The organism is Pseudomonas sp. NBRC 111133 (genome assembly GCF_001320605.1).
Lineage (GTDB): Bacteria > Pseudomonadota > Gammaproteobacteria > Pseudomonadales > Pseudomonadaceae > Aquipseudomonas > Aquipseudomonas monteilii.
In genome coordinates, this window is sequence record NZ_BCBJ01000051.1 from 1 (window position 1) to 25,481 (window position 25,481).

A 25,481-nucleotide genomic window follows, 5' to 3' on the forward strand; every position below is an offset into this window, starting at 1 on the left:
TGTTGATGGACTGCGAGATGCCGATACTGGACGGCTTCTCCGCTACCCAGCAACTGCGCGCCTGGGAAGCGGCCAACCAGCGCCAGCGCACGCCGGTGGTGGCGCTGACGGCGCACATTCTGGCCGAACACAAGGAACGCGCACGGCTGGCGGGCATGGACGGGCACATGGCCAAGCCGGTGGAATTGTCACAGTTGCGGGAGCTGATCCAGTACTGGGCCAACCAGCGGGAAACCAAGGCAGATCCGGCGCATACTTCCTAGCTGACACAAGCATCTGCATTGCTGAGGACTACGCCCCATGCTCCATGAGTTGTTCAGCGTCTACCTGAAAATGCTCGTGCTCTACAGCCCGTTCTTCGTGCTGTCGTGCTTCATCAGCCTGACCCGTGGCCACTCCAGCAAGGAGCGCAAGCAACTGGCCTGGAAGGTGGCCTTCGCGGCGCTGGTCGCCAGCGTGCTGCTGTACCTGTTCGGGCGGGTGATTTTCGGTATTTTTGGCATCACCGCCGATGCCTTCCGCATCGGTGCCGGCAGCGTGCTGTTCATCTCGGCCCTGGGCATGGCCCAGGGCAAACCGGCCGTGCAGGCCGACAACGTGCAGCAAGATGTGACCATCGTACCGCTGACCATCCCACTGACCGTCGGCCCCGGTACCATTGGTGCCCTACTGGTGATGGGCGTCGGCCAGCCGCACTGGGATGACAAGTTGCTGGCCATCATCAGCATTGCCCTGGCCAGCTTCACCGTAGGCCTGGTGCTGTACCTGTCACACGGTATCGAACGCATTCTTGGCGAGCAGGGCCTGCAGATCGTCAGCCGCTTGATGGGCCTGTTTGTCTGCGCATTGGCAGCGCAGATCATCTTTACCGGTATTAAAGGTTACCTGATGCCCTAAACCTCCATTTCATGGATTTCCTTCAAGGCAATCTTTACCAGTGCCCGCTCGACACTGCGGCGACGTTCCTGATTGAACAGGCGTGTATTGAAACGCACCAGCTCTGCGGCCACCCACATGTTGCGGCGCTCGCGAAACAGAAAGCCATTGGTGAATACCGCCGTGTTGCCAGCCTCGTGGTACACCACAATGTCCACGTAGTTACCGCTGACTGGCGCACAGGACAACAGTTGAAACTGCGCTCGGTCCCTGCTGCGAGACTCGAAATGCAGCAAGGGTTTGCCGTTTCTCTTCAGCGCCTCGAACGCCAGCGCCATGCTGCTGGAATGCTGAGCCCCTGCCACGGCGTCGATCTTGCTCAACGCTTGATCGACAATTCTGGGCCGCTGCGGGTCCGGCCAATGGATTTCTTCAGCAGACGTCGCGTCCCACCCCAGGTACATCAACTTCTTGCGGTAGTAATCGTATTGTTCCTGCTGCGGTTCTTTAGCCATGTCTTGCAACGTCACGGTCTCGGCCCATAACGAAGCAAGCTTCACGGCCTGGCGCTGCTCAAGGCTGACGCCGGGAATGAAAGACACCAAGCTTGTGCCTACGACTACGGCTTCATGCTGTTGCATCGCCACCCTCCGGCTTCAACACGCCCAGATCAATGATTTTTCCGACATGCTGTGTTCGCTCAAGCAGATCGTGCAGGCCTTGGCGATGAGCGACAGTCAGGTATTCGCTCAATGTTCCGGCACTGGCCCGCAGGTCTATCCCCTCGGCAGGTGTAGGCTGCAAACGGGTATCGGGACGAATCTGTGATGCAGGCAAGGCACTCTTGAACGCCAACCCACACATATCCAGAGACGCATCAGGCAACATCACGCCCAGCTCGTAGGCGCACTGTGTGGTCTTGTCCTGCTCCGCCAGCGTGAAGGGCTGTAGGTGCTTCTGAATCACCACCTGCGAGAGCAGGGTAACGGCAGCCCGCAGATGGCCCGACAGGCTGGGATGACGGGCCTGCAAATCGTCGCTGAGCCGCTGAACCGGCACCAGTGATTGCCCAACCTGCGCCTGCTGGTGATCACTGCGACTGCGCACGATCACCCAGCCTCGCTCCTCCAGGGCCGTACGGTATCCGCTGTACCAGCGCCCGTAGTGGGTAAACCGTGAGCCGTTCAATTTGTCCGAACGCAGTTGGGCAAACAGAATCGAGTCCAGCGCATACTGCCTCAAAGGCTGCGCCGCGTCCGCGACCAGCAGCGCGGTGCCGCCAACGAGCCACAAGGAGTAGTCTTCCTTACTCATTGCAATACCTCGAATCTCAAACGTGCAGAATGAAGAACGGGGCCCGCAGGCCCCGTTTGCTGTCAAATCTCGTATTCGTCGGCGGCCTTGACGGCCTTGTCCGCGAGTTTCTGTTCGATCGTTGCACGAACCTGATCGGTGTACACCACTTCGTTCAAGGCAAGTACAGCCGAACCGCAGTAACGGTCCTTGCTCGAACTCTTCCATTCGAACACCGTGGTATTCAGGTCGTTTTCGCTTGGCGAAGCGCTGAATGCGTTGACCAGCATGAACAATTCGCCCTCGGGCGTTTCGATGCACGTCCCCAATCCCGTGGTCGAGACGGGGTTGCCTTTGACGTTCTGTTTGTAGATTTTCTGTGCGTCTTCGATGTTGCCGAGTGCAGTGATGGCATCGCCGGCCAGCTTGGCCATGGCCTCGCCTACCGGCCCGCCGAGCAGGGCTTTACCTGCGGCACTGGCGACCTTGAACGCGATCGGGCCCATGGTCAGCGATGCGCTCTTGTCATAGTCACGTTCGTAAGAACGTCGGCCCGCCACCCAGCCCAGGGTACGCATCACTTCCAGAAACTTGTTGAACCAGGCTTCGGACTCTCCGTCACGGTCATGCAGCCTGGACGCCACGCGAGAAGCAAACTGGAAGGTGGTCTTGGCATCGCGCCGGCTTTGCGCCGACATACCTGCGCTCAGCGCCAGAAGAGATTGTTCGACAACAGCGATGCTATCGCCACTGGAAGCGTTGATATCGTTCATGTAAAGGGTCCTTGAATGCCCCGATGGGAATCATCGAGGGGCATTCACCCTATGCCGTAAACGACGAGGGAACAGGCATGAACCGGTTCCCTCGGTACCTCACTCGGCTGCCGGGTACCAGCGAGGGGTATACACCCACTGCTTGCCGTCAGCACTGGGGAATTGGCAGGTCGTGGACGACCCGACCAGAACCATGGTGCGCATGTCGACCATTTCTGGCAGCAATTCGGCCAATTTGACTACCTTCAGCGTCTGCCCCGGCCTACCGATGTCACGGCCAAGGACTACAGGGGTGTTGCCATCGCGATGACGGCGCACGACTTCCAGCGCCACCCCAAGCTGGTGCGGTCGGGACTTGGAAATCGGGTTGTAGAAGGCCAATACCAGGTCAGCCTGGGCCGCCAGGTCCAGGCGCTTCTCGATGATGGACCAGGGTTTCAGGTTGTCCGAGAGCGACATCACGCAGAAGTCATGCCCCAGCGGTGCACCTGCCTGGGCGGCCGTCGCGAGCGAGGCAGATACGCCAGGCAGTATCTCGAGGTCGACACGGTGCCACGCCGGGTCAGTGGACTCATGCAACGCTTCAAGCACCGCAGCAGCCATGGCGAACACACCCGGGTCACCCGACGACACCACCACCACCGAACGGCCCTGAGCCGCCAGCTCGAAGGCATGCCGGGCGCGCTGCATCTCTTCACGGTTGTCGGTGCAGTGCAGCACCTGGTCGTCACGGAACGGCCCGGCCATGCGCACGTAGGTTTCATAGCCGAGTACGTCTTCGGCACGCGCCAGCTCGGCCTTCACCGCCGGCACCATCAGTTCGGCAGCGCCCGGCCCCAGGCCGATCACGGCCAGACGACCACGACGGCGGCCAACCTGCGCCACCTCGACCGGGGCTGGCGCCACGGCAATGGCCACACCCTCAAGCTCGGTCAGCCGGGCATCGGGCAACGCCGCCGCAAGCATGCTGGCCACACCGTCTGGGTTGGCAGCGAAACGCAAGGCCACACCCAACGCCTGCGCGGCCTCACGCAAGCCGCTGTCGGCCATGGCCTGCTCGTCCGCCAGCAGGCAAGCCACTGATGGCTCGGCGATGCCGGCCTGCTGCAGTGCGGCACGAATACCGTGCAAGTTACCACCTGCAACAGCCACAACCACCGAACGCGGGTGAATCAGCAGTTCGTCGCGGTTGGCCGGGCGCGCCTGATGCCCCACATGAATGGTGCGCCGAGCCGCCTCGCTGGCCGGTAACTGCGCCTGCTGCAGCCAGGGGGCATCACCTTCGATACGCACCGATTCGCCGGCCAGCAAGTCGGAGACAAAGCGCTTGCCCTGCTCGATATCCGCCAAGGCATAACCCTGCGGCGGGTTCAGCAAGCAGGTACCAAAACGCAGCTCGCCACTGGTGGTAATGGCAGCGGCAACCCCAAGCGCTTCAGCCAGTTCACGCGCCATCACGTTCACGCCGCTCAGGCCACCGAGAAGCGGCACTACCGCGCTGCCATCTTCGGCCACGGCCAGTACAGGCGGCTCGACGCCCTTCTCGCTGAGCAGGCTGGCCAGGCTGCGGATGACGATACCTGCAGCACACAGGGCGATGATCGGCGTGTCCTGCTGGTACAGCCGGCGCAGGGTGTCGCCGAACGCGGCGTAGTGAAGGTCGACACCTTCGACCCGGCCTTCCAGGCCATGGATCGACGCCTGCGGGTAACGCTTCTGGATACGCTGCGCGGTGGCCAGGCTGCCTGGGCCAAGGATGACGATGGCGGGTGCCTTGTGCATGTTCAACCCTGCCATTTTTCACCCGGCACGATGATCAGCGAGAAGTACGGCGACGACTGCGGGTCGACCTGGTCCAGCGGCACGATCTTCTGATTGGCCATGGTGGCCCGCTCCACATACAGCGCACGCCCGTCCAGGCCCAGTTCGGCGAGCACCTCGCGCACCTTGGGGAAGTTGCGGCCAAGCTTCATGATCACCGCAGCATCGGCGTCGGCCAGGCGGCGCTTGAGCTCTTCGGCCGGCAATACACCCGACAACACCGACAGGCTCTGGTTGCGGTACACCAGTGGCGCGCCCAGCACCGAAGCCCCACCCAGCATCGAGCAGACGCCCGGGATCACTTCGGCCTCATACCGCTGCGCCAGGCGATCGTGCAGGTACATGTAGGAGCCGTAGAAGAACGGGTCGCCTTCGCAGATCACCGCCACGTCGCGGCCGGCATCCAGGTGCTCGGCCACCTGCACGCTGGCTTCGTCGTAGAAGTCGCTGATCACCTGCTCATAGGACAGCGGCGCCGGCAGGGCCTCGGTGGTGACCGGGTAGACCAGCGGCAACAGCGTCTGCTCGGCTTGCAGGTGCGCCTCGATGATGCCGAAGGCGTTGCCACGCTTGCCCTTGGCCACGAAGTAGCCCACCACTGGCGCCTCGCGCAGCATGCGCAGGGCCTTGAGGGTGATCAGTTCAGGGTCGCCAGGGCCCACGCCCAGGCCCAGCAGTCGTCCGCGCGGCGCCATCATTCAACCTCCGTGGCCAGGGCGTTGACCGCGGCGGCGGCCATCGCGCTGCCGCCCAGGCGGCCCTGCATGATCACGAACGGCACGCCACGGCTGTCGGCGGCGAGCATGGCCTTGGACTCGGCAGCGCCGACGAAACCGACCGGGAAGCCGAGGATCAATGCCGGCTTGGGCGCGCCAGCGTCAATCATCTCCAGCAGGTAGAACAGCGCGGTTGGCGCGTTGCCAATCACCACCACGCTGCCTTCCAGATAGGGGCGCCACAGCTCAAGGGCTACGGCGGAGCGGGTATTGCCAGCATCCTTCGCCAGGCCCGGCACGCTCGGGTCACGCAGGGTGCAGATAACTTTGTTGTCTGCCGGCAGGCGTGCCCGGGTAATGCCTTCAGCCACCATGTGCGCATCGCACAAAATCGGCGCGCCGTTCAGCAGCGCTTCGCGCCCGGCCCGGCCGGCACCTTCGGAGAACTGCAGGCCGTCGATGGCATCGACCATGCCGCAGGCGTGGATCACGCGCACGGCGAGCTTTTCGAGGTCTGCGGGGATCCGCTCGAGCCGGGCTTCCTCACGGATGATCCGGAAGGAATTGCGATAGATCTCCTGACCATCGCGGATGTAGTCAATCATCAAGGTGCTCCGTCGGCAGGTCGAGCATGGCGCCTGCTTCATTCAAGGTAAGGTCGGTGGCGCGCAGGGCTCCGAAGCCGGGATGGCGCGCATCACGCAGGTACAGGTCATAACGGCCCGGTGAACGGGCCAGCAAAGTGGCCGGGGCTACATGGGCCACGGCGCAGGAACGAGGGCAACCGGACAGGTGCACGCTGGCGGGTACACCAGGGCCCAGCAGCGCGGCCAAGGCAACGGCGTCGGCCTTGGTTTCGCCAAGGGCCTTGGCGCAGCCGCTGGCGCCGGTGCAGGCGCTGATGCGCGCCAGGGGTTCATGGTCGTGGCACAGCAAGCCCAGCGCAGACAGTTCGGCCTGGGCCTGGTCGATGCGTCGTTCTTGCAGATGGGTCAGCACCAGGCTTTGCCAGGGGCTAAGGCGCAGGCTGCCATCGCCCCATTCACGGGCAATACATGCAGCACCGCGCAACATGGCTGGGGTCAGGCGGCCTTGGGGCGGGGCAACGCCGAGGGCAAGGCCTTGAGCCTGGGGCAGCACCCCCAGCCAGGACGCACGGTGTGGTTCGCGTCGCCATGTGAGCACAGCGTCGTCGCGGCGAATATCCAGCCCGAGCCCATCGACGAAATCGCTTGCCGGGTACACCTCAAGCAACTGGCGCATGCGCGACTGCGCAGGGGTTGCCAGGTCGAGAAAACGTTCCAGCACAGCACGCACCAGTGCCAAGCCTTGCTCCAGCGGCACCGCACCGAGCACCTGGCCATCTGCCGGGCAACCCGCCAGGCCGAACGCCAGCCAGGTCTGCTGCTCCAGGCGCAGGGCCGACAGCCACAGGTCGTGAGGGTGTTCGAGCATGGCCAGGCGTTCGCCGGCATCCAGCTGCACGGCGAACTTGGCCGACAGTTGATGGAAGCGCGGCGTGCTTTCCAGCATAAGGAGGATCTGCTCGGCCAACGGCCGCGCATCCAGCAGCATGGCTGGGTCATGCCCGGCCAGCGGGCTGAGCATCAGGTTGCGCACATCGTCACCGGCCGCTTCACGCGGGCCAAGGCCGGCATCGAGCAACGTGTCGATCAGGGCACGGTGATCGTCGCCGATACCACGGATCTGCAAGTTGCCACGGTTGGTGGCCTCAATTACACCCCCAGCAAACCGCTCGGCTGCCGCCGCCACCGCTTCGGCCTGGTCGGCCAGCAGCAGCCCGCCCGGCAGCTTGATGCGGCAGATGCCGCCATCACGGGCATTGACGATGCGCCAAAACCCCGGGCAGGCCGAGGGGCGGGGCAAAACGTTGGGAGCATGGGCCTGCGTCAAAGGGGCGTCCGGCAATCTGTGAAAATGCGCTTGAGTGTAGAAGGCGCGGTATTATGCCTGCTTTGTCCGGCGGCATGAAAAGCCGGTGGTCGAGCATCCTTAGCGATTAGCAGAAATTAAGCACCGCGTCGCCTTCTTGGCGGGCTCGCCCGCCAAGGGGCGCGAAGCGGCCCCAAAAATGGCGGATTGAAATACATGACCCCTTGGCTGACAGTAGTAGGCATCGGCGAAGACGGCTTCAGTGGCCTGGGCAAACAAGCCCGGCGCGCGCTGCTGGGTGCTGCGCGGATCTTCGGCAGCCCGCGCCAGCTGGCCTTGCTGCCACGCTGCGTGCCCGGCGAACGGCTGGGCTGGCCAAGCCCGTTCTCGCTGGCCCCGGTGCTGGCGTTGCGCGGCGAGCCGGTGTGCGTGCTGGCCAGCGGCGACCCGATGTTCTACGGGGTCGGCGCCAGCCTGGCGCGCCAGGTGCCTGCCGATGAAATGCGCGTGCTGTCGATGCCCTCCTCCTGCGCCCTGGCCGCTGCGCGCCTGGGCTGGCCGCTGCAGGACGTGCAAGTGGTGTCGCTGGTCGCCCGCCCCTTGGCGGCGCTCAATGCCCACCTGCACAGCGGTGTGCGCTTGCTGGTGCTGAGCAACGATGGCGACAGCCCGGCGGCCGTTGCAGCACTGCTTTGCGAACGGGGCTTCGGGCCAAGCCGCCTGCAGGTTTTCGAGCACCTGGGTGGCCAGGAAGAACGCGCATTGGCCGGCACCGCCCAAAACTGGCCGCACGCCGAAGCCGCAGCGCTCAACCTGGTGGCCATCGAATGCCTGGCCTCACCCGAAGCGCCACGCCTGCATCGCCTGGCCGGGCTACCAGACAGTGCCTTCCGGCACGACGGCCAGCTGACCAAGCGCGATGTCCGTGCTATCACGCTGGCGCGCCTGGCGCCCCAGCCCGGCGAACTGCTGTGGGACGTGGGCGCGGGCTGCGGCTCGATCGGCATCGAATGGATGCGTGCCCATCCGGCCTGTCGCGCACTGGCCATCGAGGCCGACGAAGGCCGCCAGGGCTTCATCGAACATAACCGCGATGCGCTGGGTGTACCCGGCCTGCAACTGGTTCGTGGCAAGGCGCCAATGGCACTGCAAGGCCTGGAACAGCCCGATGCCATCTTCATCGGCGGCGGCGTCACCCGTGAAGGCGTGCTGGGCCTGTGCTGGGCGAACCTGCGCCCCGGCGGCCGGTTGGTGGCCAACGCAGTGACCTTGCAAAGCGAACTGGCCCTGGCGCACTTTCGCGATCAGCACGGGGGTGAACTGACCCGCCTGCATGTCGCCCATGCCCAACCCTTGGGCACGTTCGACACCTGGCGCCAGGCGCTGCCGATCACCCTGCTGGAAGTGATGAAGCCCGCCGATGCGTGAAGAAACCCGCGAACAGCCGGCGCCCCTGCGCAGCGGCCTGACCACCGGCAGCTGCGCCACCGCCACCAGCCTGGCAGCGGCCAAGCTGCTGCTCACCGGCCAGCAAGACGATGCAGTGGATATCACCCTGCCCAAGGGCAAGGTGGTACAGATGCGCCTGGAGTTCTGCCGCCTGGTCGGCGAACGCGCCGAAGCCGGCACCCTCAAGGATGCGGGCGACGACCCGGACGTGACACACGGCGCCTTGCTCTACAGCCAGGTGCGTCTGTTGGCCGAGACGGGCATCCGCTTTGTCGCGGGGACCGGCGTCGGCACCGTGACCCGCCCGGGGCTGGTGCTTGCGGTGGGCGAGCCGGCCATCAACCCGGTACCTCGGCGCATGATCACTGAACACCTTCAGCGCCTGGCCGATGAGTGCGGCTATCCCGGCGGTTTCGAGGTCACGGTCAACGTGCAGGGCGGTGAGCAACTGGCCCTGAAAACCATGAACCCGCGCCTGGGCATACTGGGCGGGCTGTCGATCCTCGGCACCAGCGGCATCGTCCGGCCGTTCTCCTGTGCAGCCTATATCGCCTCGATTCATCAAGGCATCGACGTGGCCCACACCAACGGCTACACGCATATCGCCGCCTGCACCGGCAACGCCAGCGAAGACACCATGCGCCGCGTCTACGGCCTGCCAGAAATCGCCCTGATCGAAATGGGCGATTTCGTTGGCGCAGTGCTCAAGCACCTGCGCAAGGTGCCGGTACCACGCCTGAGCCTGTGCGGTGGCTTTGGCAAGATCAGCAAACTGGCGGCCGGGCACATGGACCTGCACAGCCGCCACTCCAGCATCGACCTGCCGCAACTGGCGGGCTGGGCTGCAGACATTGGCGCTGACGAAGCGTTGCAGGCCGCCATCACCGGCGCCAACACCAGCCAGCAAGCACTCGCTCTGGCTCACGCGGCCGGCGTTGCCCTCGGTGACGCAGTGTGTGCCCACGCGCTGGCCTTCGCCCGCAGCGTGGTGCCGGCACAGGTGCAAGTGGAAGTGTTCGCCATCGACCGCCAAGGCGGCATCGTTGGCCGGGCGGGTGTGCAATGACCGCGCGCATTCTGCTGTTGGGCGGCGTCACCGAGGCCTTGGCCATCGCCCGTCGCCTCGGCCCGCAGCACGTCTACAGCCTGGCGGGTATCGGCCGCGTGCCGCAGGACCTGCAATGCCAGGTGCGGGTCGGCGGCTTTGGCGGCGCCGAAGGCCTGGCCAGCTACCTGCGCGAGGCCGGTATCACGCTGCTGATCGATGCCACCCACCCTTATGCCGCGCAGATCAGCCGCAACGCCGCCAGTGCTGCGCGTATTGCCGGCATCCCGTGCTGGGCCTTGCGACGCCCGGCCTGGCAGGCGCAAGCGGGGGACGACTGGCGCGAGGTCGAGGACTGGGCGGGGTTGATCGAGGCGCTCAAGCCGTTCCGCAGGCCGCTGTTCACGCTGGGGCGAGAGCCGCTGCAACATCTGGACGAAATACCGCCGGAGCAGTTCTGGACCTTGCGGGCGTTGGAGACATACGCTGGCAACTCTCGGTGCGAAGTCATTGGTGCGCGGGGACCCTTCAAGATCGAAGACGAACGCAGTCTTTTTGATGAGCGGGGTATTGATGTGCTGATCAGCAAGAACAGTGGCAGCGTGGCGACGGAACCGAAACTGGATGTGGCTCGAGAACGAGGAATTCCGGTTCTGATTCTGAAGCGACCACTTTTACCTGGCGTGGATCGCGATTTCGACTCTCAGGAATTGCTGGTGGCTGCATTGGAAGGCTTCGATGATGATGCCGGCGCGGATTTCATGGTCACCCGGGATCAACCGGAAGATCAAAAACGGGAAGATTTATAGGTCGCTGCACTTTTTGCTCGGTACGACGAAAGTTATTTATCGCCCTCAAGATCGAGCGCCGCCCGCGCGGCGCATCGCGAGCTACGCTCGCTCCTACGTTTGTTTCGGGCCAATTATTCCAGTGGGCATTGCGCGCGAATTCTTTGGCGCATGGCTGGATATTGCGTCGTACAAACAAGGCGGTCGCGCGCGCCTGCCACAGGCGTTACTGGCCCGAAACAAACGTAGGAGCGAGCGCAGCTCGCGATGCGCCGCGCGGGCGGCGCTCGATCTCATAAGCGCTGCATACCTGTCGGCAAGCACCTGTCAGCCTCACATCTTCTCTGTCAGCACACAGCCAATTTCAGAACACTCCTACAGTCCGCTCGGTCTCACCTGAATAGCCTTCGCCCACCCCGCTGAATTAAGCTTTAGCCCCCCCCCGGAAGGTTTCACCCATATGGAAATGCAATGGTGGATCTGGCTGGTCTTCGGTATCGCGCTGATCCTGCTCGAACTGGTCCTGCCGACGTTCTTCATCGTCTGGTTCGGCATCGGTGCCGTGCTGGTCTCGCTCATCTCGCTGGCCGCCCCCAGCCTGCAACTGGACATGCAGGTACTGCTGTGGGTATTGCTGTCGTCGGTCACCACCGCGTGTTGGTTCAAGCTGTTCCGGCGCAAGCAGCCGGATGTGCGCTGGACCGCCGACAGCGTGATCGGTGAAGTGGGCTTGCTGACCGCTGGCGTTTCGGAATTCCAGAAAGGCCGCGTACGCTTCCAGAAGCCGATTCTGGGTAACGAAGAATGGACCTGCATCGCCGACAGCGAGATCCCTGCTGGCGAGCGGGTGCGCCTTACCGCCATTGAGGGGAACACCGCCCGTGTCATCCGGGCCTGAACCTGCACTAAAAGGGATTTATCATCATGACCAGCCTAATCGTCGTCGCGGCCATCGCCCTGTTCGTCCTGATCACCGTGTTCAAGGGGGTGCGTATCGTGCCTCAGGGCGAGGAATGGATCGTCGAGCGCCTGGGCCGCTACCACAGCACGCTCAAACCCGGCCTGAACATCCTCATCCCCTACATGGATGTGGTCGCCTACCGCCTGCCGACCAAAGACATCATCCTCGATGTGCAGCAACAGGAAATCATCACCAAGGACAACGCAGTCATCGTCGCCAACGCGCTGTGCTTCGCCAAGGTGGTCGACCCGCAGAAGGCCTCCTACGGCGTGCAGAACTTCTCGTTCGCCGTCACCAGCCTGACCATGACCTCGCTGCGTGCCATCGTCGGTGCCATGGACCTGGACGAAGCCTTGTCCAGCCGCGAGCAGATCAAGGCACGTTTGCGCGATGCAATGTCCGAGCAGACCGAAGACTGGGGCGTGACCGTACGCTCGGTGGAGATCCAGGACATCAAGCCTTCGGAAAACATGCAACTGGCCATGGAGCGCCAGGCGGCAGCCGAGCGTGAGCGCAAGGCCGATGTAACCCGTGCCGAAGGGGCCAAGCAGGCGGCGATCCTTGAAGCGGAAGCTCGCTTGCAGGCCGCCAGGCTGGATGCAGAGGCGCAGATCAGCCTGGCCGAGGCCTCGGCGCGGGCGATTTCGCTGGTGAAGGAAGCGGTGGGCAACGAGACCGTGCCGGCCATGTACCTGCTGGGCGAGCGCTATGTCGGGGCCATGGAGAACCTGGCGGGCAGCAGCAATGCCAAGGTGGTGGTGCTGCCGGCAGACCTGCAGGAGACCGTGCGGGGGTTGATGGGCCGTAACAAGGCTTGAGATTGTCGGGGCGCATTGCGCCCCCATTAACCGGCAACCTGCGGCACTTCACCGCACCCCGCCATTTTTACCTATACTCCGCCTTACAATACCCACCACGATTCCTGACCGGATCTCTCCATGCCCCCACGTCGGCACATTGCCTGGATAGCCTGCCTTGCAGTGCTGTTCAACCTGCTGGCCATGCCGCTGTCTTCTGCTGCGCCCAAGGGCCCGGCCGAGCAGCTGCTGTGGGGGGCTTTCTGTTCCAGCATGGCCAACAAGGCCAAAGTCGACGTCCAGGCCCTGGCCAAGATCGACCTCGGCACGCAAAACGACGACAGCGCCAGCATGATGAACTGCTGGTGCTGCTCGGGCGCCGCACCGCTGCTGGCCCTGCCCGGCTACCCGACACAGTTGCACAACCCGCCGACACTGCTCGCGGGGCTGTTGTCGCCACCCGCTGACTACCAACTCACGCCGCGCCAGCTTTGGCCTGCGCTCAACCCCCGTGCCTCTCCGCTGGCCTGAGTTCATCACGCTGTCTGCCTGAACCTGAACAGAACGGAGATTCACCATGCTCAAGTACGCCCTCGTCATGGCCGCCCTGCTGCTGCCCGGCGCCTTTGCCAATGCCCACGAATACAGCGTGGGCGACCTGCACATCGCCCACCCCTGGTCGCTGCAGTTACCACCCAACGCGCCAAACGTCGCCGCGTATTTCGTGGTGCACAACAACGGCAAGGCCGACGACCGTCTGCTCAGCGTCGACAGCCCCATCACGAATGATGCACAACTGCACGAGCATGCCATGAGCGCCAGCGGCGCCATGAAGATGCAGCAGGTGCCCAACGTGGTGGTACCTGCCGGCAAGGACCTGACCTTCGCCCCCAGCGCCTACCACGTGATGCTGATGCAGCCCAAGGACCGCAGCCTGCTCACCGACGGCAAGCGCTTCCCGTTGACCCTGCACTTCGAAAAAGCCGGCGACATCACGGTTGAAGTGGCCGTCCAGAAGCAGGCGCCAGCGGACCAGCCGCAAGCACACGAACACGCACACTGACACCTGCTGACAGGCACTCGCCATGAGCCTGCCGCGCAACAGCATCAGCCGTACCACCCGCCCTGACCGTAGGCGCGCCGGTGGCGGATGGCTGAGCCTGTTCGCCATGTGGATGATCTTCATCGGCCCGCTGATTTCCCAGTCGATGCCGATGGACCACCATGCCGGCATGAGCATGCCGATGACGGCTGCCCATCAGCATGGCGGCGACACCCATCACGGCCATGGCAACGATGGCCAGCTCCATGTGATGTGGGAAAAGTGTGGTTACTGCAGCCTGTTGTTCAACTGCCCGGCCCTGCCCCAGGCCCTCAGCCCGCTCAGTGCCGGCAGTGTCGTCCCCACCACCCACCTGCTTGCGCCAACGCACCAGGGCCATGCCCGGCAGGCTGTATTCCCCGGTGCGCGCAGCCGCGCCCCACCTTCCTCGATCAGCGTCTGAACCCATATTTTGCGCACGGAGCCAGGAGGCTTCGCGCTAACTCATGACTGATCGACTGGAATCATTATGTCCGGCTGCACCCCTGTTTTTGCCTTGTCCCTGCGTGGGACCATCGCCGCCCTCTGCGGCTCGCTGCTTGCGCCCGTGGCCCTGGCCGCCGACCCTGGCCATGAAGGCCATGTGCACGAAGCGCCCGAGCTGAGCCCGACGGTAATCACCGCCGTGGCCCCGCGTTCGCCGCTGACCGTGGTCACCAACCCGAAAGACCCGCGCCAGCCCGTACCGGCCAGCGACGGCGCCGACTACCTGAAGACCATCCCCGGCTTCTCGGCAATCCGCGCCGGTGGCACCAACGGCGACCCGGTACTGCGCGGCATGTTCGGCTCGCGCCTGAACATCCTCACCAACGGTGGCTTGATGCTGGGCGCCTGCCCCAACCGCATGGACGCACCCACGTCCTACATCTCGCCGGAAACCTACGACCGCCTCACCGTGATCAAAGGCCCGCAAAGCGTGATCTGGGGCCCGGGCGGTTCGGCAGGCACCATCCTTTTCGAACGCGAACCAGAGAAATTCGGCACCCTCGGCAGCCGGGTAAATGCCAGCCTGCTGGCCGGCTCCAACGGCCGCTTCGACAAGGTGCTGGATGCCGCCGCCGGCAACAGCCAGGCCTATGCCCGCTTCGTCGGTAACCAGTCTCGCTCGGACGACTACCACGACGGCAACAACGACACCGTTCCGTCGCGCTGGGAAAAATGGAACGGCGATGTCGCCCTCGGCTGGACGCCCGATCAGGACACCCTGCTGGAGCTGACTGCCGGCAAGGGCGATGGCGAGGCCCGCTATGCCGGGCGTGGCATGGACGGCTCGCAGTTCAAGCGCGAAAGCCTGGGCCTGCGCTTTGAAAAGTCCAACCTCGGCGAAGTGCTCGACAAGGTCGAGGCGCAGGTCTACTACAACTACGCCGACCATGTGATGGACAACTACAGCCTGCGCACCCCTTCGGGCAGCGGCATGATGGGCATGCCGATGGTCAGCAATGTCGACCGTCGCACCATGGGTGCACGTATCAAGGCCACCTGGCGCTGGGCCGACGTGCAACTGATCAGCGGCATCGACGCGCAGACCAACGAACACCGCCAGCGCGGCGGCATGGGCGTGGATGCGCACAAGGGCCAGGCCTGGACCAAGGACGCCGACTTCCATAACTACGGTGCTTTCAGCGAACTGACCTGGTACGTCAGCGGTGAAGACCGGCTGATTACCGGTGCCCGCCTGGACCGCGCCTCGGCCCGTGACTTCCGTAAAGGCAGTGCCACCGAAGGCGACACCCGCGCCGACACGCTGCCCAGCGGCTTCGTCCGCTACGAGCACGACCTGGCAGCCATTCCGGCCACCACCTACATCGGCCTCGGCCACGCCCAGCGCTTCCCCGACTACTGGGAGCTGTTCTCGCCCAAGCTGGCACCACCCGGGGCGGCCAACGCCTTTGACGGTATCAAGCCGGAGAAAACCACCCAGCTCGACTTCGGCATCCAGTACCGCACCGAGCGCCTGGAAGCCTGGGCTTCGGGCTATGTCGGGCAGATTCGCGACTACATCCTGTTCGACTACCGCACCGGCATGATGGGCATGAGCACCTCTCAGGCACAGAATATCGACGCCCGCATCATGGGCGGCGAACTGGGCGCGGCCTACCAGCTGACCGAAAACTGGAAGGCTGACGGCACGCTGGCCTACGCTTGGGGCAAGAACAGCAGTGATGGCAAAGCGCTACCTCAAATGCCGCCCCTGGAGAGCCGCCTGGGCCTGACCTACAGCCGTGACGTGTGGAGCGTCGGCGCACTGTGGCGGTTGGTGGCGGCGCAAAACCGCATCGCCGAGAACCAGGGCAACGTGGTCGGCAAGGACTACGACAAGAGCGCCGGCTTCGGCGTGTTCTCGCTCAACGGCGCCTACAAGGTGAACAACAACCTCAAGCTCAGCGCGGGGGTCGACAACCTGTTCGACAAAACCTACGCCGAGCACTTGAACCTGGCCGGGAACGCCGGGTTCGGCTACCCGGCTACAGATCCACAGCCGGTCAATGAGCCAGGCAGGACCTTCTGGACCAAGGTCGATTTCAGCTTCTGATAACAACAACGGGCGCAACTTTGGTTGCGCCCATCAGCTGGTCACACAGGAGGTTCCCATGAGAGGAACACGCATCAATTTCTATAACTTGGCCTGGCGTTGGCACTTCTATGCGGGGCTGTTCGTGGCCCCGTTCATGATCCTGCTGGCAATCACCGGGATCATCTACCTGTTCAAGCCGCAGCTCGACCCGCTGCTGTACCGCGACCTGATGGTGGTCGAAGCCGGCCACCATCGACAGAGCGCCGACCTGATGCTGGCCGAAGTGCGCCAGGCCTACCCTAAGGCCCACGTCGGCCAGTACCTGCCGCCGCTGAACGCCGAGCGCAGTGCGCAGTTCGTGGTGCATGACGGCGGGCGTGAACTGAATGTATTTGTCGACCCGTACAGCGGCAAGGTCCTCGGCGAGCAGGACGGCAAGCAAAACCTGCAGGCCATCGCCCGCGCCCTGCATGGCGAACTGATGGTCGGCACGGTCGGTGACCGCCTGGTGGAGCTGGCGGCCGGCTGGGGCATCGTGCTGGTGGTGTCGGGCCTGTATTTGTGGTGGCCGCGCGGGCGCAACGGTGCCGGCGTGCTATGGCCACGGCTGTCGTCACGCGGCAGGCTGTTGTGGCGCGACCTGCATGCGGTAACCGGCTTCTGGGGCTCGGCCTTGCTGTTGCTGATGCTGGTCAGCGGCATGACCTGGACCGGCTTGTGGGGCAAGCAGTACGCCGATGTGTGGAACCGCTTCCCGGCGGCCATGTGGAACGACGTGCCCAAGTCGGACCAGCAGGCGGGTGAATTGAACAGTGCGCACCGCCAGACCGTACCCTGGGCGATGGAGAACACGCCGATGCCGCAGTCCGGCGCGCACGCCGAACACGCCGGGCACCACATGATGTCGGACATGCCCGCAGCACCCCAGGTGAGCTTGCAGCAGGTCGAGGACATCGCCACTGTCCGCCAGGTCGAGCCGGGCTACAGCATCACCCTGCCGACCACGGCAGAGGGCGTGTTCACCATTGCCGTGTTCGCCGACGACCCGCGCAACGACGCCACCCTGCATGTCGACCAGTACACCGGCAAGGTCCTGGCCGATGTGCGCTGGCAGGACTACAGCCCGGTCGCCCGCGCCACCGAGTTGGGGGTCATGCTGCACGAAGGCAAGATGTTCGGCGCCCTCAACCAGATCATCATCCTGCTGGTGTGCCTGATGATCCTGCTGGGCTCGGTGAGCGGCCTGGTGATGTGGTGGAAGCGCCGGCCAACGGGTGGGCTGGGCGTACCGCCGCTGCGCCATGACCTGCCGCGCTGGAAGGCGGCGGTGGGGGTGATGCTGGTGCTGGGGGTGATGTTCCCGCTGGTGGGGGTGTCGATGGTGGTGATGTGGGTTGTCGATAGCCTGGTTGTGAGGCGCCGTCGGGTGCTGTCCAACGCCTGAGCCCTGCATTGCCTGTACTGGCCTCTTCGCGGGCAAGCCCGCTCCCACAGGTTCTGCGCCAAGCCTGAGGGCAGCGCGGCACCTGTGGGAGCGAGCTTGCCCGCGAAGAGGCCGGCACAGGCAGAAGACTGCTACCCAAAAGTCGAGTCGATCTGTCGCGCCCTGAACTGGAACGCGCGTGTTAGCCTAGTCGGCTACCTCAGACAAGAAGACCGACCTTACAAGGGAATGCAGCCTATGACGCAAACCTCATCCACACCGCCCGAAGAGCAACACCTGCAACGCAACCTGACCAACCGCCACATCCAGCTGATCGCCATCGGTGGCGCCATCGGTACCGGTCTGTTCATGGGCTCGGGCAAAACCATCAGCCTGGCCGGGCCATCGATCATCTTCGTCTACATGATCATCGGCTTCATGCTGTTCTTCGTCATGCGCGCCATGGGCGAACTGCTGCTGTCGAACCTCAACTACAAGTCGTTCATCGACTTCTCGGCCGACCTGCTCGGCCCCTGGGCCGGCTACTTCACCGGCTGGACCTACTGGTTCTGCTGGGTGGTCACCGGTATTGCCGACGTGGTGGCCATCGCGGCGTACACACAGTTCTGGTTCCCGGACCTTCCACAGTGGATACCCGCGCTGACCTGCGTAGGGCTGCTGCTGTCACTGAACCTGGTCACCGTGAAGATGTTCGGCGAGATGGAATTCTGGTTCGCCCTGATCAAGATCGTTGCCATCCTCGGCCTGGTCGCCACCGGGTTGTACATGGTCATCACCGGCTTCACTTCACCCAGCGGGCGCACGGCGCAACTGGCCAACCTGTGGAATGACGGCGGCATGTTCCCTAATGGCCTGATGGGCTTCTTCGCCGGTTTTCAGATTGCCGTGTTCGCGTTCGTCGGTATCGAACTGGTGGGCACCACCGCAGCCGAAGCGAAGAACCCGGAGCGCACCCTGCCACGGGCTATCAATTCGATCCCGGTTCGGATCATCGTTTTCTATGTGTTGGCGCTGATTGCGATCATGGCCGTGACGCCGTGGCGCGACGTGGTGCCGGGCAAGAGCCCGTTCGTGGAACTGTTCGTACTGGCCGGCCTGCCGGCGGCAGCCAGCATCATCAACTTCGTGGTACTGACCTCGGCGGCCTCTTCGGCCAACAGTGGCGTTTTCTCCACCAGCCGCATGCTCTATGGCCTGAGCCAGGAAGGTGACGCCCCCAAGGCGTTCGAAAAACTGTCGAGCCGCTCGGTGCCGGCCAACGGCCTGTACTTCTCCTGCACCTGCCTGTTGCTGGGTGCGGTGCTGATCTACCTGGTACCGAACGTGGTCGAGGCGTTCACCCTCGTGACCACCGTTTCGGCGGTGCTGTTCATGTTCGTGTGGACACTGATCCTGCTGTCGTACCTGAAGTACCGCAAAAACCGTGCGGCACTGCACCAGGCGTCGAAGTACAAGATGCCGGGCGGGCGCTTCATGTGCTACGTGTGCCTGGTGTTCTTTGCTTTCATCCTGGTGTTGCTGAGCCTGGAGGCAGATACGCGTTCAGCGTTGGTGGTGACGCCGATCTGGTTCGTACTGCTGGCGGTGACCTATCAGGGTGTGCGCAGCAGGCGCCACCCACGCTCGGCTGTGCGCAACGGCTGATTTCGCCGGGGCTGCTTTGCAGCCCCAATCCTGTGCACATAAATATCCCAGGCACCAATCTGGATCCAACCAACGCCCCAACACCTCGCACACCCCCCTCTATTACGCACCTTTTGCCACTAGGCACACCCCTTGCAACACCCCTCCCCGCTTGCCCAACACATAAAAACTCAGCGGAGAGAGCACATGAAGCGTCGCAGTCTGATCAAGGCCTTTACCCTTAGCGCATCGATTGCCGCAATGGGCCTGAGCTGGAGTATCCAGGCCGCCGAGACCATCAAGGTCGGCATTCTGCATTCGCTGTCCGGGACCATGGCCATTTCCGAGACCTCGCTCAAGGACATGGCGCTGATGACCATCGACGAGATCAACGCCAAGGGTGGTGTGAACGGCAAGATGCTAGAGCCGGTCGTGGTCGACCCGGCCTCCAACTGGCCGCTGTTCGCCGAAAAAAGCCGCCAACTGCTGACACAGGACAAAGTCGCCGTGGTGTTCGGCTGCTGGACCTCGGTGTCGCGCAAGTCGGTACTGCCCGTGTTCGAAGAGCTGAACGGCCTGCTGTTCTACCCAGTGCAGTACGAGGGTGAAGAGATGTCGCCGAACGTGTTCTACACCGGCGCTGCCCCCAACCAGCAAGCCATCCCGGCTGTGGAATACCTGATGAGCGAAGACGGCGGCAGCGCCAAGCGCTTCTTCCTGCTGGGCACCGACTACGTCTACCCGCGCACCACCAACAAGATCCTGCGCGCCTTCCTGCACAGCAAGGGTGTGGCCGACAAGGACATCGAAGAGGTGTACACGCCGTTCGGTCACGCCGATTACCAGACCATCGTCGCCAACATCAAGAAGTTCTCCGCTGGCGGCAAGACGGCGGTCATCTCCACGGTCAACGGCGACTCCAACGTGCCGTTCTACAAGGAACTGGCCAACCAGGGCCTGAAGGCCACCGACGTGCCGGTGGTGGCGTTCTCGGTAGGCGAAGAAGAGCTGCGCGGCATCGACACCAAGCCGCTGGTGGGCCACCTGGCCGCCTGGAACTACTTCGAGTCTGTGAATAACCCGGTCAACCAGAAGTTCGTTGCCGACTGGAAGGCCTACGCCAAGGCCAAGGGCCTGCCGGGCGCCGACAAGGCCGTGACCAACGACCCGATGGAGGCCACCTACGTAGGTATCCACATGTGGGCGCAAGCCGTGGAAAAAGCCAAGTCCACCGATGTGGACAAGGTGCGTGAAGCGCTGGCCGGGCAAACCTTCAAGGCGCCATCGGGCTTCACCCTGACCATGGACAAGACCAACCACCACCTGCACAAGCCGGTGATGATCGGCGAGATTCAGGATGACGGGCAGTTCAGCGTGGTGTGGGAAACCGAGCAGCCGCTGCGGGCGCAGCCGTGGAGCCCGTTCATTCCGGGCAATGACAAGCGCCCCGATTACGCAGTGAAAGGTAACTGAGTGTACGGGGCCGCTGTGCGGCCCATTCGCGGGCAAGCCCGCTCCCACAGGGACCGCGCAGTTTTCAAACCGTCCACCGTACCTGTGGGAGCGGGCTTGCCCGCGAAGAATCCAACGCCGATTACCAGGATTACCCGCATGCTCAGACTCCTGCTCACCCTGCTCCTGCTATTGCCCCTGGCAACCCAGGCCAGCGAGGGCGAATTCTTCCTCACCGCCAAGTCCGCCGAGCAGGCCACCCTGCTCGAAGGCTGGGCGGCGCAACCCGATGCCACTCGCCTGCCGCTGCTCGAAAACCTGCGCCAAGGCCGCATCGCCGCTGACGACACCCGCAAAGTACGCCTGAACAACCGCCTGCGCGGCCTGATCGACAACGCCCTGGCCAGCCACCAGTTGCTCAGCGACAACAGCGACACCCGCCTGGCCGCCGCCCAGCAACTGCAAAAAAGCGCACAACCCGCGCAAATGGCCTTCCTCGACCGGCGCTTCGCCAGCGAACCCGACGCCGCGGTGCACGCCGCCCTCGGCCTGGCCCTGGCCAACCTGCAACTGGGCGCCAGCGAGCCGGCAGTACGCCTGGCCGCCGTGCGCCTGCTGGGCGAAACCGGTGACCCGCTGGCCCGCACCCGCCTCGAAGCCCTGCTGCAGCCCGATGCAGAAAGCGACCCAGGGGTGCGCACCGCTGCCGAAACCAGCCTGGCCCAGGTCAAGCGCAAGCTGCTGGTCGGCGAGCTGCTCGGCCAGGCCTTCAGCGGCCTGTCGCTGGGCTCGATCCTGCTGTTGGCCGCGCTTGGCCTGGCCATCACCTTCGGCCTGCTCGGGGTGATCAACATGGCACACGGCGAAATGCTGATGCTGGGCGCCTACAGCACCTACATGGTCCAGGTGCTAGTGCAACGCTACGCCCCGGGCGCCATCGAGTTCTACCCGCTGATTGCCCTGCCGGTGGCCTTCGCGATCAGTGCCGGGGTGGGCATGGCGCTGGAGCGCACGGTCATTCGCCACCTCTACGGCCGCCCGCTGGAAACCCTGCTGGCTACGTGGGGCATCAGCTTGATCCTGATCCAGGCCATCCGCCTGCTGTTCGGCGCGCAGAACGTCGAGGTGAGCAACCCGGCCTGGCTGTCGGGGGGCATCCAGCTGCTGCCCAACCTGGTGCTGCCGTACAACCGCCTGGTCATCATCGGCTTTGCCCTGGCCGTGGTGCTGCTCACCTGGCTGCTGCTCAACCGCACACGGTTGGGCCTGAACGTGCGCGCTGTCACCCAGAACCGCAACATGGCCGCCTGCTGCGGCGTGTCTACCGGGCGCGTCGACATGCTCGCCTTCGGCCTGGGCTCTGGCATTGCCGGGCTCGGCGGCGTGGCCTTGAGCCAGGTCGGCAACGTGGGCCCGGACCTGGGCCAGAGCTACATCATCGACTCGTTCCTGGTGGTGGTGCTGGGCGGCGTCGGCCAACTGGCCGGCAGCCTCTGGGCCGCCTTCGGCCTTGGCATCGCCAACAAGCTGCTGGAGCCGCAGATCGGTGCCGTGCTTGGCAAGATCCTCATCCTTGCGTTGATCATTCTGTTCATCCAGAAGCGCCCGCAAGGCCTGTTCGCCCTCAAGGGACGGGTAATCGACTGATGAACCAGCCACTGCTTGTCACCGCTACGCAAAAGGCCGGCCCGCGCCTGACGCTGGCCATCGGCGCCCTCGTCGTCCTACTGCTGGTCGCCCTGCCGCTGTTGTCACTGCTGCCGGCAGACCATGCCCTGCAAGTGTCGGCCTACACCCTGACCCTGGTCGGCAAGATCCTCTGCTACGCCATCGTCGCCCTGGCCCTGGACCTGGTCTGGGGCTACGCCGGCTTGCTGTCGCTGGGCCACGGCCTGTTCTTCGCCCTGGGCGGCTACGCCATGGGCATGTACCTGATGCGCCAGGCGGCCGGTGACGGCCTGCCGGGGTTCATGACCTTTCTGTCGTGGACCGAGCTGCCGTGGTACTGGGCCGGTACCCAGCATTTCGCCTGGGCCCTGTGCCTGGTGGTGCTGGCGCCGGGGCTGCTGGCGCTGGTGTTCGGCTGGTTTGCCTTCCGCTCGCGGATCAAGGGCGTGTACTTCTCAATCATGACCCAGGCCCTGACGTTCGCCGGCATGCTGCTGTTCTTCCGCAACGAAACCGGCTTTGGCGGCAACAACGGCTTCACCAACTTCCGCACCATTCTCGGTTTCGACATTACCGCGCAAGGCACCCGCGCGGTGCTGTTCCTGCTCACCGTCGGGTTGCTGCTGGCCAGCCTGTACCTGTGCTGGCGCCTGACCCGCAGCAAATTCGGCCGCCTGCTCACCGCCGTGCGCGATGCCGAAAACCGCCTCATGTTCTGCGGCTACGACCCGCGTGGCTTCAAGCTGCTGGTGTGGGTGCTGAGCGCTGTACTGTGCGGCCTGGCGGGTGCGCTGTACGTGCCACAGGTGGGCATCATCAACCCCAGCGAGATGTCGCCGACCAACTCCATCGAAGCCGCCGTGTGGGTGGCCCTGGGCGGGCGCGGCACGCTGATCGGCCCGTTGTTCGGTGCCGGCCTAGTCAATGGCATGAAAAGCTGGTTCACCGTGGCCTTCCCGGAGTTCTGGCTGTTCTTCCTTGGCGCACTGTTCATCCTTGTCACCCTGTACCTGCCCAAGGGCGTGGTCGGCCTGCTGAAGAAAAGGAGCCAGCCATGAGAGGCGTACCCCCGGTCCACCCGGAATTCATGCTGGAACCCGTGTTCGACACCCTCGGCGCCGGGCGTGAGGCCATCGGCCTGGGCCAGAGCCGCAAGGCCGGCCTGGATACCCGCCACGGCACGGTGCTGAGCCTGGAGGACATCAGCGTCAGCTTCGATGGCTTCAAGGCACTCAACGCGCTGAACCTGTACATCGGCGTGGGCGAACTGCGTTGCATCATCGGCCCCAACGGCGCCGGCAAGACCACGATGATGGACGTGATCACCGGCAAGACCCGCCCCGACACCGGCAGCGCCTATTTTGGCGACACCCTCGACCTGACCCGCATGAGCGAATACCAGATCGCCCAGGCCGGCATTGGCCGCAAGTTCCAGAAGCCCACGGTGTTCGAGGCGCTTACGGTATTCGAAAACCTGGAACTGGCGCTGAAGACCGACAAGTCGGTGTGGGCCAGCCTGGCCGCGCGCCTGGGCGGTGAGCAGCGCCAGCGTATCGAAGAGGTGCTGACCACCTTGCGTCTGCTGCCCCTGGCTCAGCGCCAGGCCGGCTTGCTGTCCCATGGGCAGAAGCAGTTCCTGGAGATTGGCATGTTGCTGGTGCAAGAGCCGCAATTGCTACTGCTGGACGAACCGGTGGCCGGCATGACCGATGCCGAAACCGAGTTCACCGCCGAGCTGTTCAAAAGCCTGGCCGGCAAGCACTCGCTGATGGTGGTGGAGCATGACATGGGGTTTGTGGGGAGCATTGCCGACCATGTGACCGTGCTGCACCAGGGCAGTGTGCTGGCAGAGGGGTCGCTTGAGCAGGTGCAGGCGGATGAGCGGGTGGTTGAGGTGTACCTGGGCCGATGATCTATTCCAAGGACATGACATGCTGAAAATCGATACGCTGCACCAGTACTACGGCGGCAGCCACATTCTCCGGGGCCTGTCCTTCGAAGCCAAGGTCGGCGAAGTTACCTGCCTGCTGGGCCGCAATGGTGTGGGCAAGACCACCCTGCTGCGTTGCCTGATGGGCCTGGTACCCGCCCGCGATGGCAGCATCGAATGGGAAGGCAAACCCATCACCCGCCTCAAGCCCCAGCAACGGGTACATGCCGGTATCGCCTATGTACCCCAGGGCCGCGAGATCTTCCCGCGCCTCACCGTCGAGGAAAACCTGCTGATGGGCCTGTCCCGCTTCCCGGCCCGTGAAGCCCGCGAAGTCCCCGCGTTCATCTACGAGCTGTTCCCGGTACTGGAGCAGATGAAGCAACGCCGTGGCGGTGACCTGTCGGGCGGCCAGCAACAACAACTGGCCATCGGCCGCGCCCTGGCCAGCCGCCCGCGCCTGCTGATCCTCGACGAGCCGACCGAAGGCATCCAGCCCTCGGTCATCAAGGAAATCGGCGCAGTCATCCGCCGCCTGGCCGAGCGCGGTGACATGGCGATTCTGCTGGTGGAGCAGTTCTACGACTTTGCCGAAGCACTGGCCGACCAGTACCTGGTCATGGCCCGCGGTGAGATCGTCCAGCGCGGCCGTGGCGAAAACATGCAGGCCGAAGGTGTGCGTGGGCTGGTAACCATTTAATCTGCAAGCAACGACCCTGCGAGACGCTGTCATGAGTTACGAATTACGCGATGCCCTGCCTGCCGACGTGCCAGGCATCCTCAGCATCTACAACGACGCCGTGCGCAACACCACGGCGATCTGGAACGAAACCCCGGTAGACTTGGCCAACCGCCAGGCCTGGTTCGATGCACGCGCGCAGCAGGGGTATCCGATCTTGGTGGCGGTGGATGAGACGGGGGTACTGGGGTATGCCTCGTTTGGCGACTGGCGGCCGTTCGAAGGGTTTCGCCTGACGGTGGAGCACTCGGTGTATGTGCGGGGTGACCAGCGTGGCAAGGGGTTGGGGCCGGCGTTGATGGCGGCGTTGGTCGAGCGGGCACGCGGTTGCGGCAAGCATGTGATGGTCGCAGCCATCGAAAGTGGCAATGCGGCCTCGGTGCGCCTGCATGAGCGGCTGGGGTTTGTGGTGACCGGGCAGATGCCACAGGTGGGGGTGAAGTTTGGCCGGTGGCTGGATTTGACCTTCATGCAGCTGGTGCTGAACCCAGGTGCAGAGCCAACCTGAGATTGATGTTGTCTAAACTGGCCTCTTCGCGGGCACGCCCGCTCCCGCAGGGATCGCACATTCCCCGAGACCTGTGCAGTACCTG

General features: G+C 64.1%; 26 protein-coding genes. 19 read left to right on the forward strand and 7 right to left on the reverse strand.

The features are described from left to right. Both APH36_RS10280 and APH36_RS10285 read left to right on the forward strand, forming a co-directional pair. A partial coding sequence (locus tag APH36_RS10280; protein ID WP_156342113.1) for a response regulator occupies nucleotides 1–263 on the forward strand: 263 nt, incomplete at its 5' end. A 37-nt stretch (nucleotides 264–300) separates the two neighbouring features. Beyond that, the gene (locus APH36_RS10285; RefSeq protein ID WP_016712205.1) at nucleotides 301–897 is read left to right on the forward strand and encodes a MarC family protein; all 597 of its coding nucleotides are present in this window, start codon (nucleotides 301–303) and stop codon (nucleotides 895–897) included. Here the strand turns inward: APH36_RS10285 and APH36_RS10290 are convergent. From APH36_RS10290 to cobG, 7 genes are all read right to left on the reverse strand, one after another. Continuing rightward, complete coding sequence (locus tag APH36_RS10290; protein WP_060498536.1) at nucleotides 894–1,517, reverse strand: hypothetical protein; 624 nt, start codon at nucleotides 1,515–1,517, stop codon at nucleotides 894–896. The two genes, APH36_RS10285 and APH36_RS10290, sit on opposite strands and share 4 nt — an antisense overlap. Beyond that, nucleotides 1,504–2,190: a hypothetical protein gene (locus tag APH36_RS10295; RefSeq protein WP_060498537.1), complete on the reverse strand. Its 687-nt coding sequence runs from the start codon at nucleotides 2,188–2,190 to the stop codon at nucleotides 1,504–1,506. Before APH36_RS10295 ends, APH36_RS10290 begins: the two co-directional genes overlap by 14 nt. A 62-nt stretch (nucleotides 2,191–2,252) precedes the next feature. Then, nucleotides 2,253–2,942 carry a hypothetical protein gene (locus APH36_RS10300; protein WP_060498538.1) on the reverse strand — a complete coding sequence of 230 codons (690 nt, stop codon included), beginning with the start codon at nucleotides 2,940–2,942 and terminating at the stop codon, nucleotides 2,253–2,255. A gap of 99 nt (nucleotides 2,943–3,041) precedes the next feature. Continuing rightward, nucleotides 3,042–4,739 carry a precorrin-3B C(17)-methyltransferase gene (cobJ, locus tag APH36_RS10305; RefSeq protein ID WP_060498539.1) on the reverse strand — a complete coding sequence of 566 codons (1,698 nt, stop codon included), beginning with the start codon at nucleotides 4,737–4,739 and terminating at the stop codon, nucleotides 3,042–3,044. Further along, complete coding sequence (locus tag APH36_RS10310) at nucleotides 4,727–5,461, reverse strand: precorrin-2 C(20)-methyltransferase (protein ID WP_177337099.1); 735 nt, start codon at nucleotides 5,459–5,461, stop codon at nucleotides 4,727–4,729. The genes cobJ and APH36_RS10310 overlap by 13 nt, the downstream gene beginning before the upstream one ends. Beyond that, nucleotides 5,458–6,084, reverse strand: coding sequence for a precorrin-8X methylmutase (locus tag APH36_RS10315; RefSeq protein ID WP_016489386.1), 627 nt, complete (start codon nucleotides 6,082–6,084; stop codon nucleotides 5,458–5,460). The genes APH36_RS10310 and APH36_RS10315 overlap by 4 nt, the downstream gene beginning before the upstream one ends. Then, nucleotides 6,077–7,408 (reverse strand): precorrin-3B synthase, encoded by a 1,332-nt coding sequence (cobG, locus tag APH36_RS10320; protein WP_060498540.1) that lies wholly within the window; start codon nucleotides 7,406–7,408, stop codon nucleotides 6,077–6,079. The genes APH36_RS10315 and cobG overlap by 8 nt, the downstream gene beginning before the upstream one ends. Before the next feature lie 180 nt (nucleotides 7,409–7,588). Here cobG and APH36_RS10325 point away from each other — a divergent pair, with 180 nt between their 5' ends. The 17 genes from APH36_RS10325 to APH36_RS10405 all read left to right on the forward strand — a co-directional run bounded on the left by APH36_RS10325 (nucleotide 7,589) and on the right by APH36_RS10405 (nucleotide 25,396). Next, nucleotides 7,589–8,800 (forward strand): bifunctional cobalt-precorrin-7 (C(5))-methyltransferase/cobalt-precorrin-6B (C(15))-methyltransferase, encoded by a 1,212-nt coding sequence (locus tag APH36_RS10325; protein ID WP_060498541.1) that lies wholly within the window; start codon nucleotides 7,589–7,591, stop codon nucleotides 8,798–8,800. Then, entirely contained in the window at nucleotides 8,793–9,887 is a 1,095-nt protein-coding gene (locus APH36_RS10330) for a cobalt-precorrin-5B (C(1))-methyltransferase (RefSeq protein ID WP_060498542.1), read from the forward strand. The genes APH36_RS10325 and APH36_RS10330 overlap by 8 nt, the downstream gene beginning before the upstream one ends. Next, complete coding sequence (locus APH36_RS10335) at nucleotides 9,884–10,675, forward strand: cobalt-precorrin-6A reductase (RefSeq protein ID WP_223623462.1); 792 nt, start codon at nucleotides 9,884–9,886, stop codon at nucleotides 10,673–10,675. The genes APH36_RS10330 and APH36_RS10335 overlap by 4 nt, the downstream gene beginning before the upstream one ends. A gap of 439 nt (nucleotides 10,676–11,114) precedes the next feature. Further along, nucleotides 11,115–11,552, forward strand: coding sequence for an NfeD family protein (locus tag APH36_RS10340; RefSeq protein WP_060498543.1), 438 nt, complete (start codon nucleotides 11,115–11,117; stop codon nucleotides 11,550–11,552). Nucleotides 11,553–11,578: 26 nt separating this feature from the next. Continuing rightward, nucleotides 11,579–12,433 (forward strand): SPFH domain-containing protein, encoded by an 855-nt coding sequence (locus tag APH36_RS10345; RefSeq protein WP_016712216.1) that lies wholly within the window; start codon nucleotides 11,579–11,581, stop codon nucleotides 12,431–12,433. Nucleotides 12,434–12,553: 120 nt separating this feature from the next. Next, a complete protein-coding gene (locus APH36_RS10350) occupies nucleotides 12,554–12,943 on the forward strand; it encodes a DUF2946 domain-containing protein (protein WP_060498544.1) in 390 nt (129 codons plus the stop codon). Between the two features lie 46 nt (nucleotides 12,944–12,989). Then, complete coding sequence (locus APH36_RS10355) at nucleotides 12,990–13,475, forward strand: copper chaperone PCu(A)C (protein WP_060498545.1); 486 nt, start codon at nucleotides 12,990–12,992, stop codon at nucleotides 13,473–13,475. Nucleotides 13,476–13,497: 22 nt separating this feature from the next. Then, the gene (locus tag APH36_RS10360) at nucleotides 13,498–13,917 is read left to right on the forward strand and encodes a DUF2946 domain-containing protein (protein WP_060498546.1); all 420 of its coding nucleotides are present in this window, start codon (nucleotides 13,498–13,500) and stop codon (nucleotides 13,915–13,917) included. A 66-nt stretch (nucleotides 13,918–13,983) separates the two neighbouring features. Continuing rightward, entirely contained in the window at nucleotides 13,984–16,050 is a 2,067-nt protein-coding gene (locus APH36_RS10365) for a TonB-dependent copper receptor (RefSeq protein ID WP_060498547.1), read from the forward strand. A 58-nt stretch (nucleotides 16,051–16,108) separates the two neighbouring features. After that, nucleotides 16,109–17,476: a PepSY domain-containing protein gene (locus APH36_RS10370; RefSeq protein WP_060498548.1), complete on the forward strand. Its 1,368-nt coding sequence runs from the start codon at nucleotides 16,109–16,111 to the stop codon at nucleotides 17,474–17,476. A 237-nt stretch (nucleotides 17,477–17,713) separates the two neighbouring features. Beyond that, nucleotides 17,714–19,120, forward strand: a complete 1,407-nt coding sequence (cycA, locus tag APH36_RS10375) for a D-serine/D-alanine/glycine transporter (protein ID WP_060498549.1) — start codon at nucleotides 17,714–17,716, stop codon at nucleotides 19,118–19,120. 186 nt (nucleotides 19,121–19,306) lie between these two features. Then, nucleotides 19,307–20,572, forward strand: a complete 1,266-nt coding sequence (urtA, locus tag APH36_RS10380) for an urea ABC transporter substrate-binding protein (RefSeq protein WP_060498550.1) — start codon at nucleotides 19,307–19,309, stop codon at nucleotides 20,570–20,572. 138 nt (nucleotides 20,573–20,710) lie between these two features. Beyond that, complete coding sequence (urtB, locus tag APH36_RS10385; protein WP_060498551.1) at nucleotides 20,711–22,198, forward strand: urea ABC transporter permease subunit UrtB; 1,488 nt, start codon at nucleotides 20,711–20,713, stop codon at nucleotides 22,196–22,198. Then, a complete protein-coding gene (gene urtC, locus APH36_RS10390) occupies nucleotides 22,198–23,277 on the forward strand; it encodes an urea ABC transporter permease subunit UrtC (RefSeq protein ID WP_060498552.1) in 1,080 nt (359 codons plus the stop codon). The genes urtB and urtC overlap by 1 nt, the downstream gene beginning before the upstream one ends. After that, nucleotides 23,274–24,131: an urea ABC transporter ATP-binding protein UrtD gene (gene urtD / locus APH36_RS10395; RefSeq protein WP_082426368.1), complete on the forward strand. Its 858-nt coding sequence runs from the start codon at nucleotides 23,274–23,276 to the stop codon at nucleotides 24,129–24,131. Before urtC ends, urtD begins: the two co-directional genes overlap by 4 nt. Before the next feature lie 19 nt (nucleotides 24,132–24,150). After that, on the forward strand, nucleotides 24,151–24,849 hold the full coding sequence (urtE, locus tag APH36_RS10400; RefSeq protein ID WP_060498553.1) for an urea ABC transporter ATP-binding subunit UrtE: 699 nt from the start codon (nucleotides 24,151–24,153) through the stop codon (nucleotides 24,847–24,849). Nucleotides 24,850–24,880: 31 nt separating this feature from the next. Further along, nucleotides 24,881–25,396 carry a GNAT family N-acetyltransferase gene (locus APH36_RS10405; protein ID WP_060498554.1) on the forward strand — a complete coding sequence of 172 codons (516 nt, stop codon included), beginning with the start codon at nucleotides 24,881–24,883 and terminating at the stop codon, nucleotides 25,394–25,396. Nucleotides 25,397–25,481 lie beyond the last annotated feature (85 nt).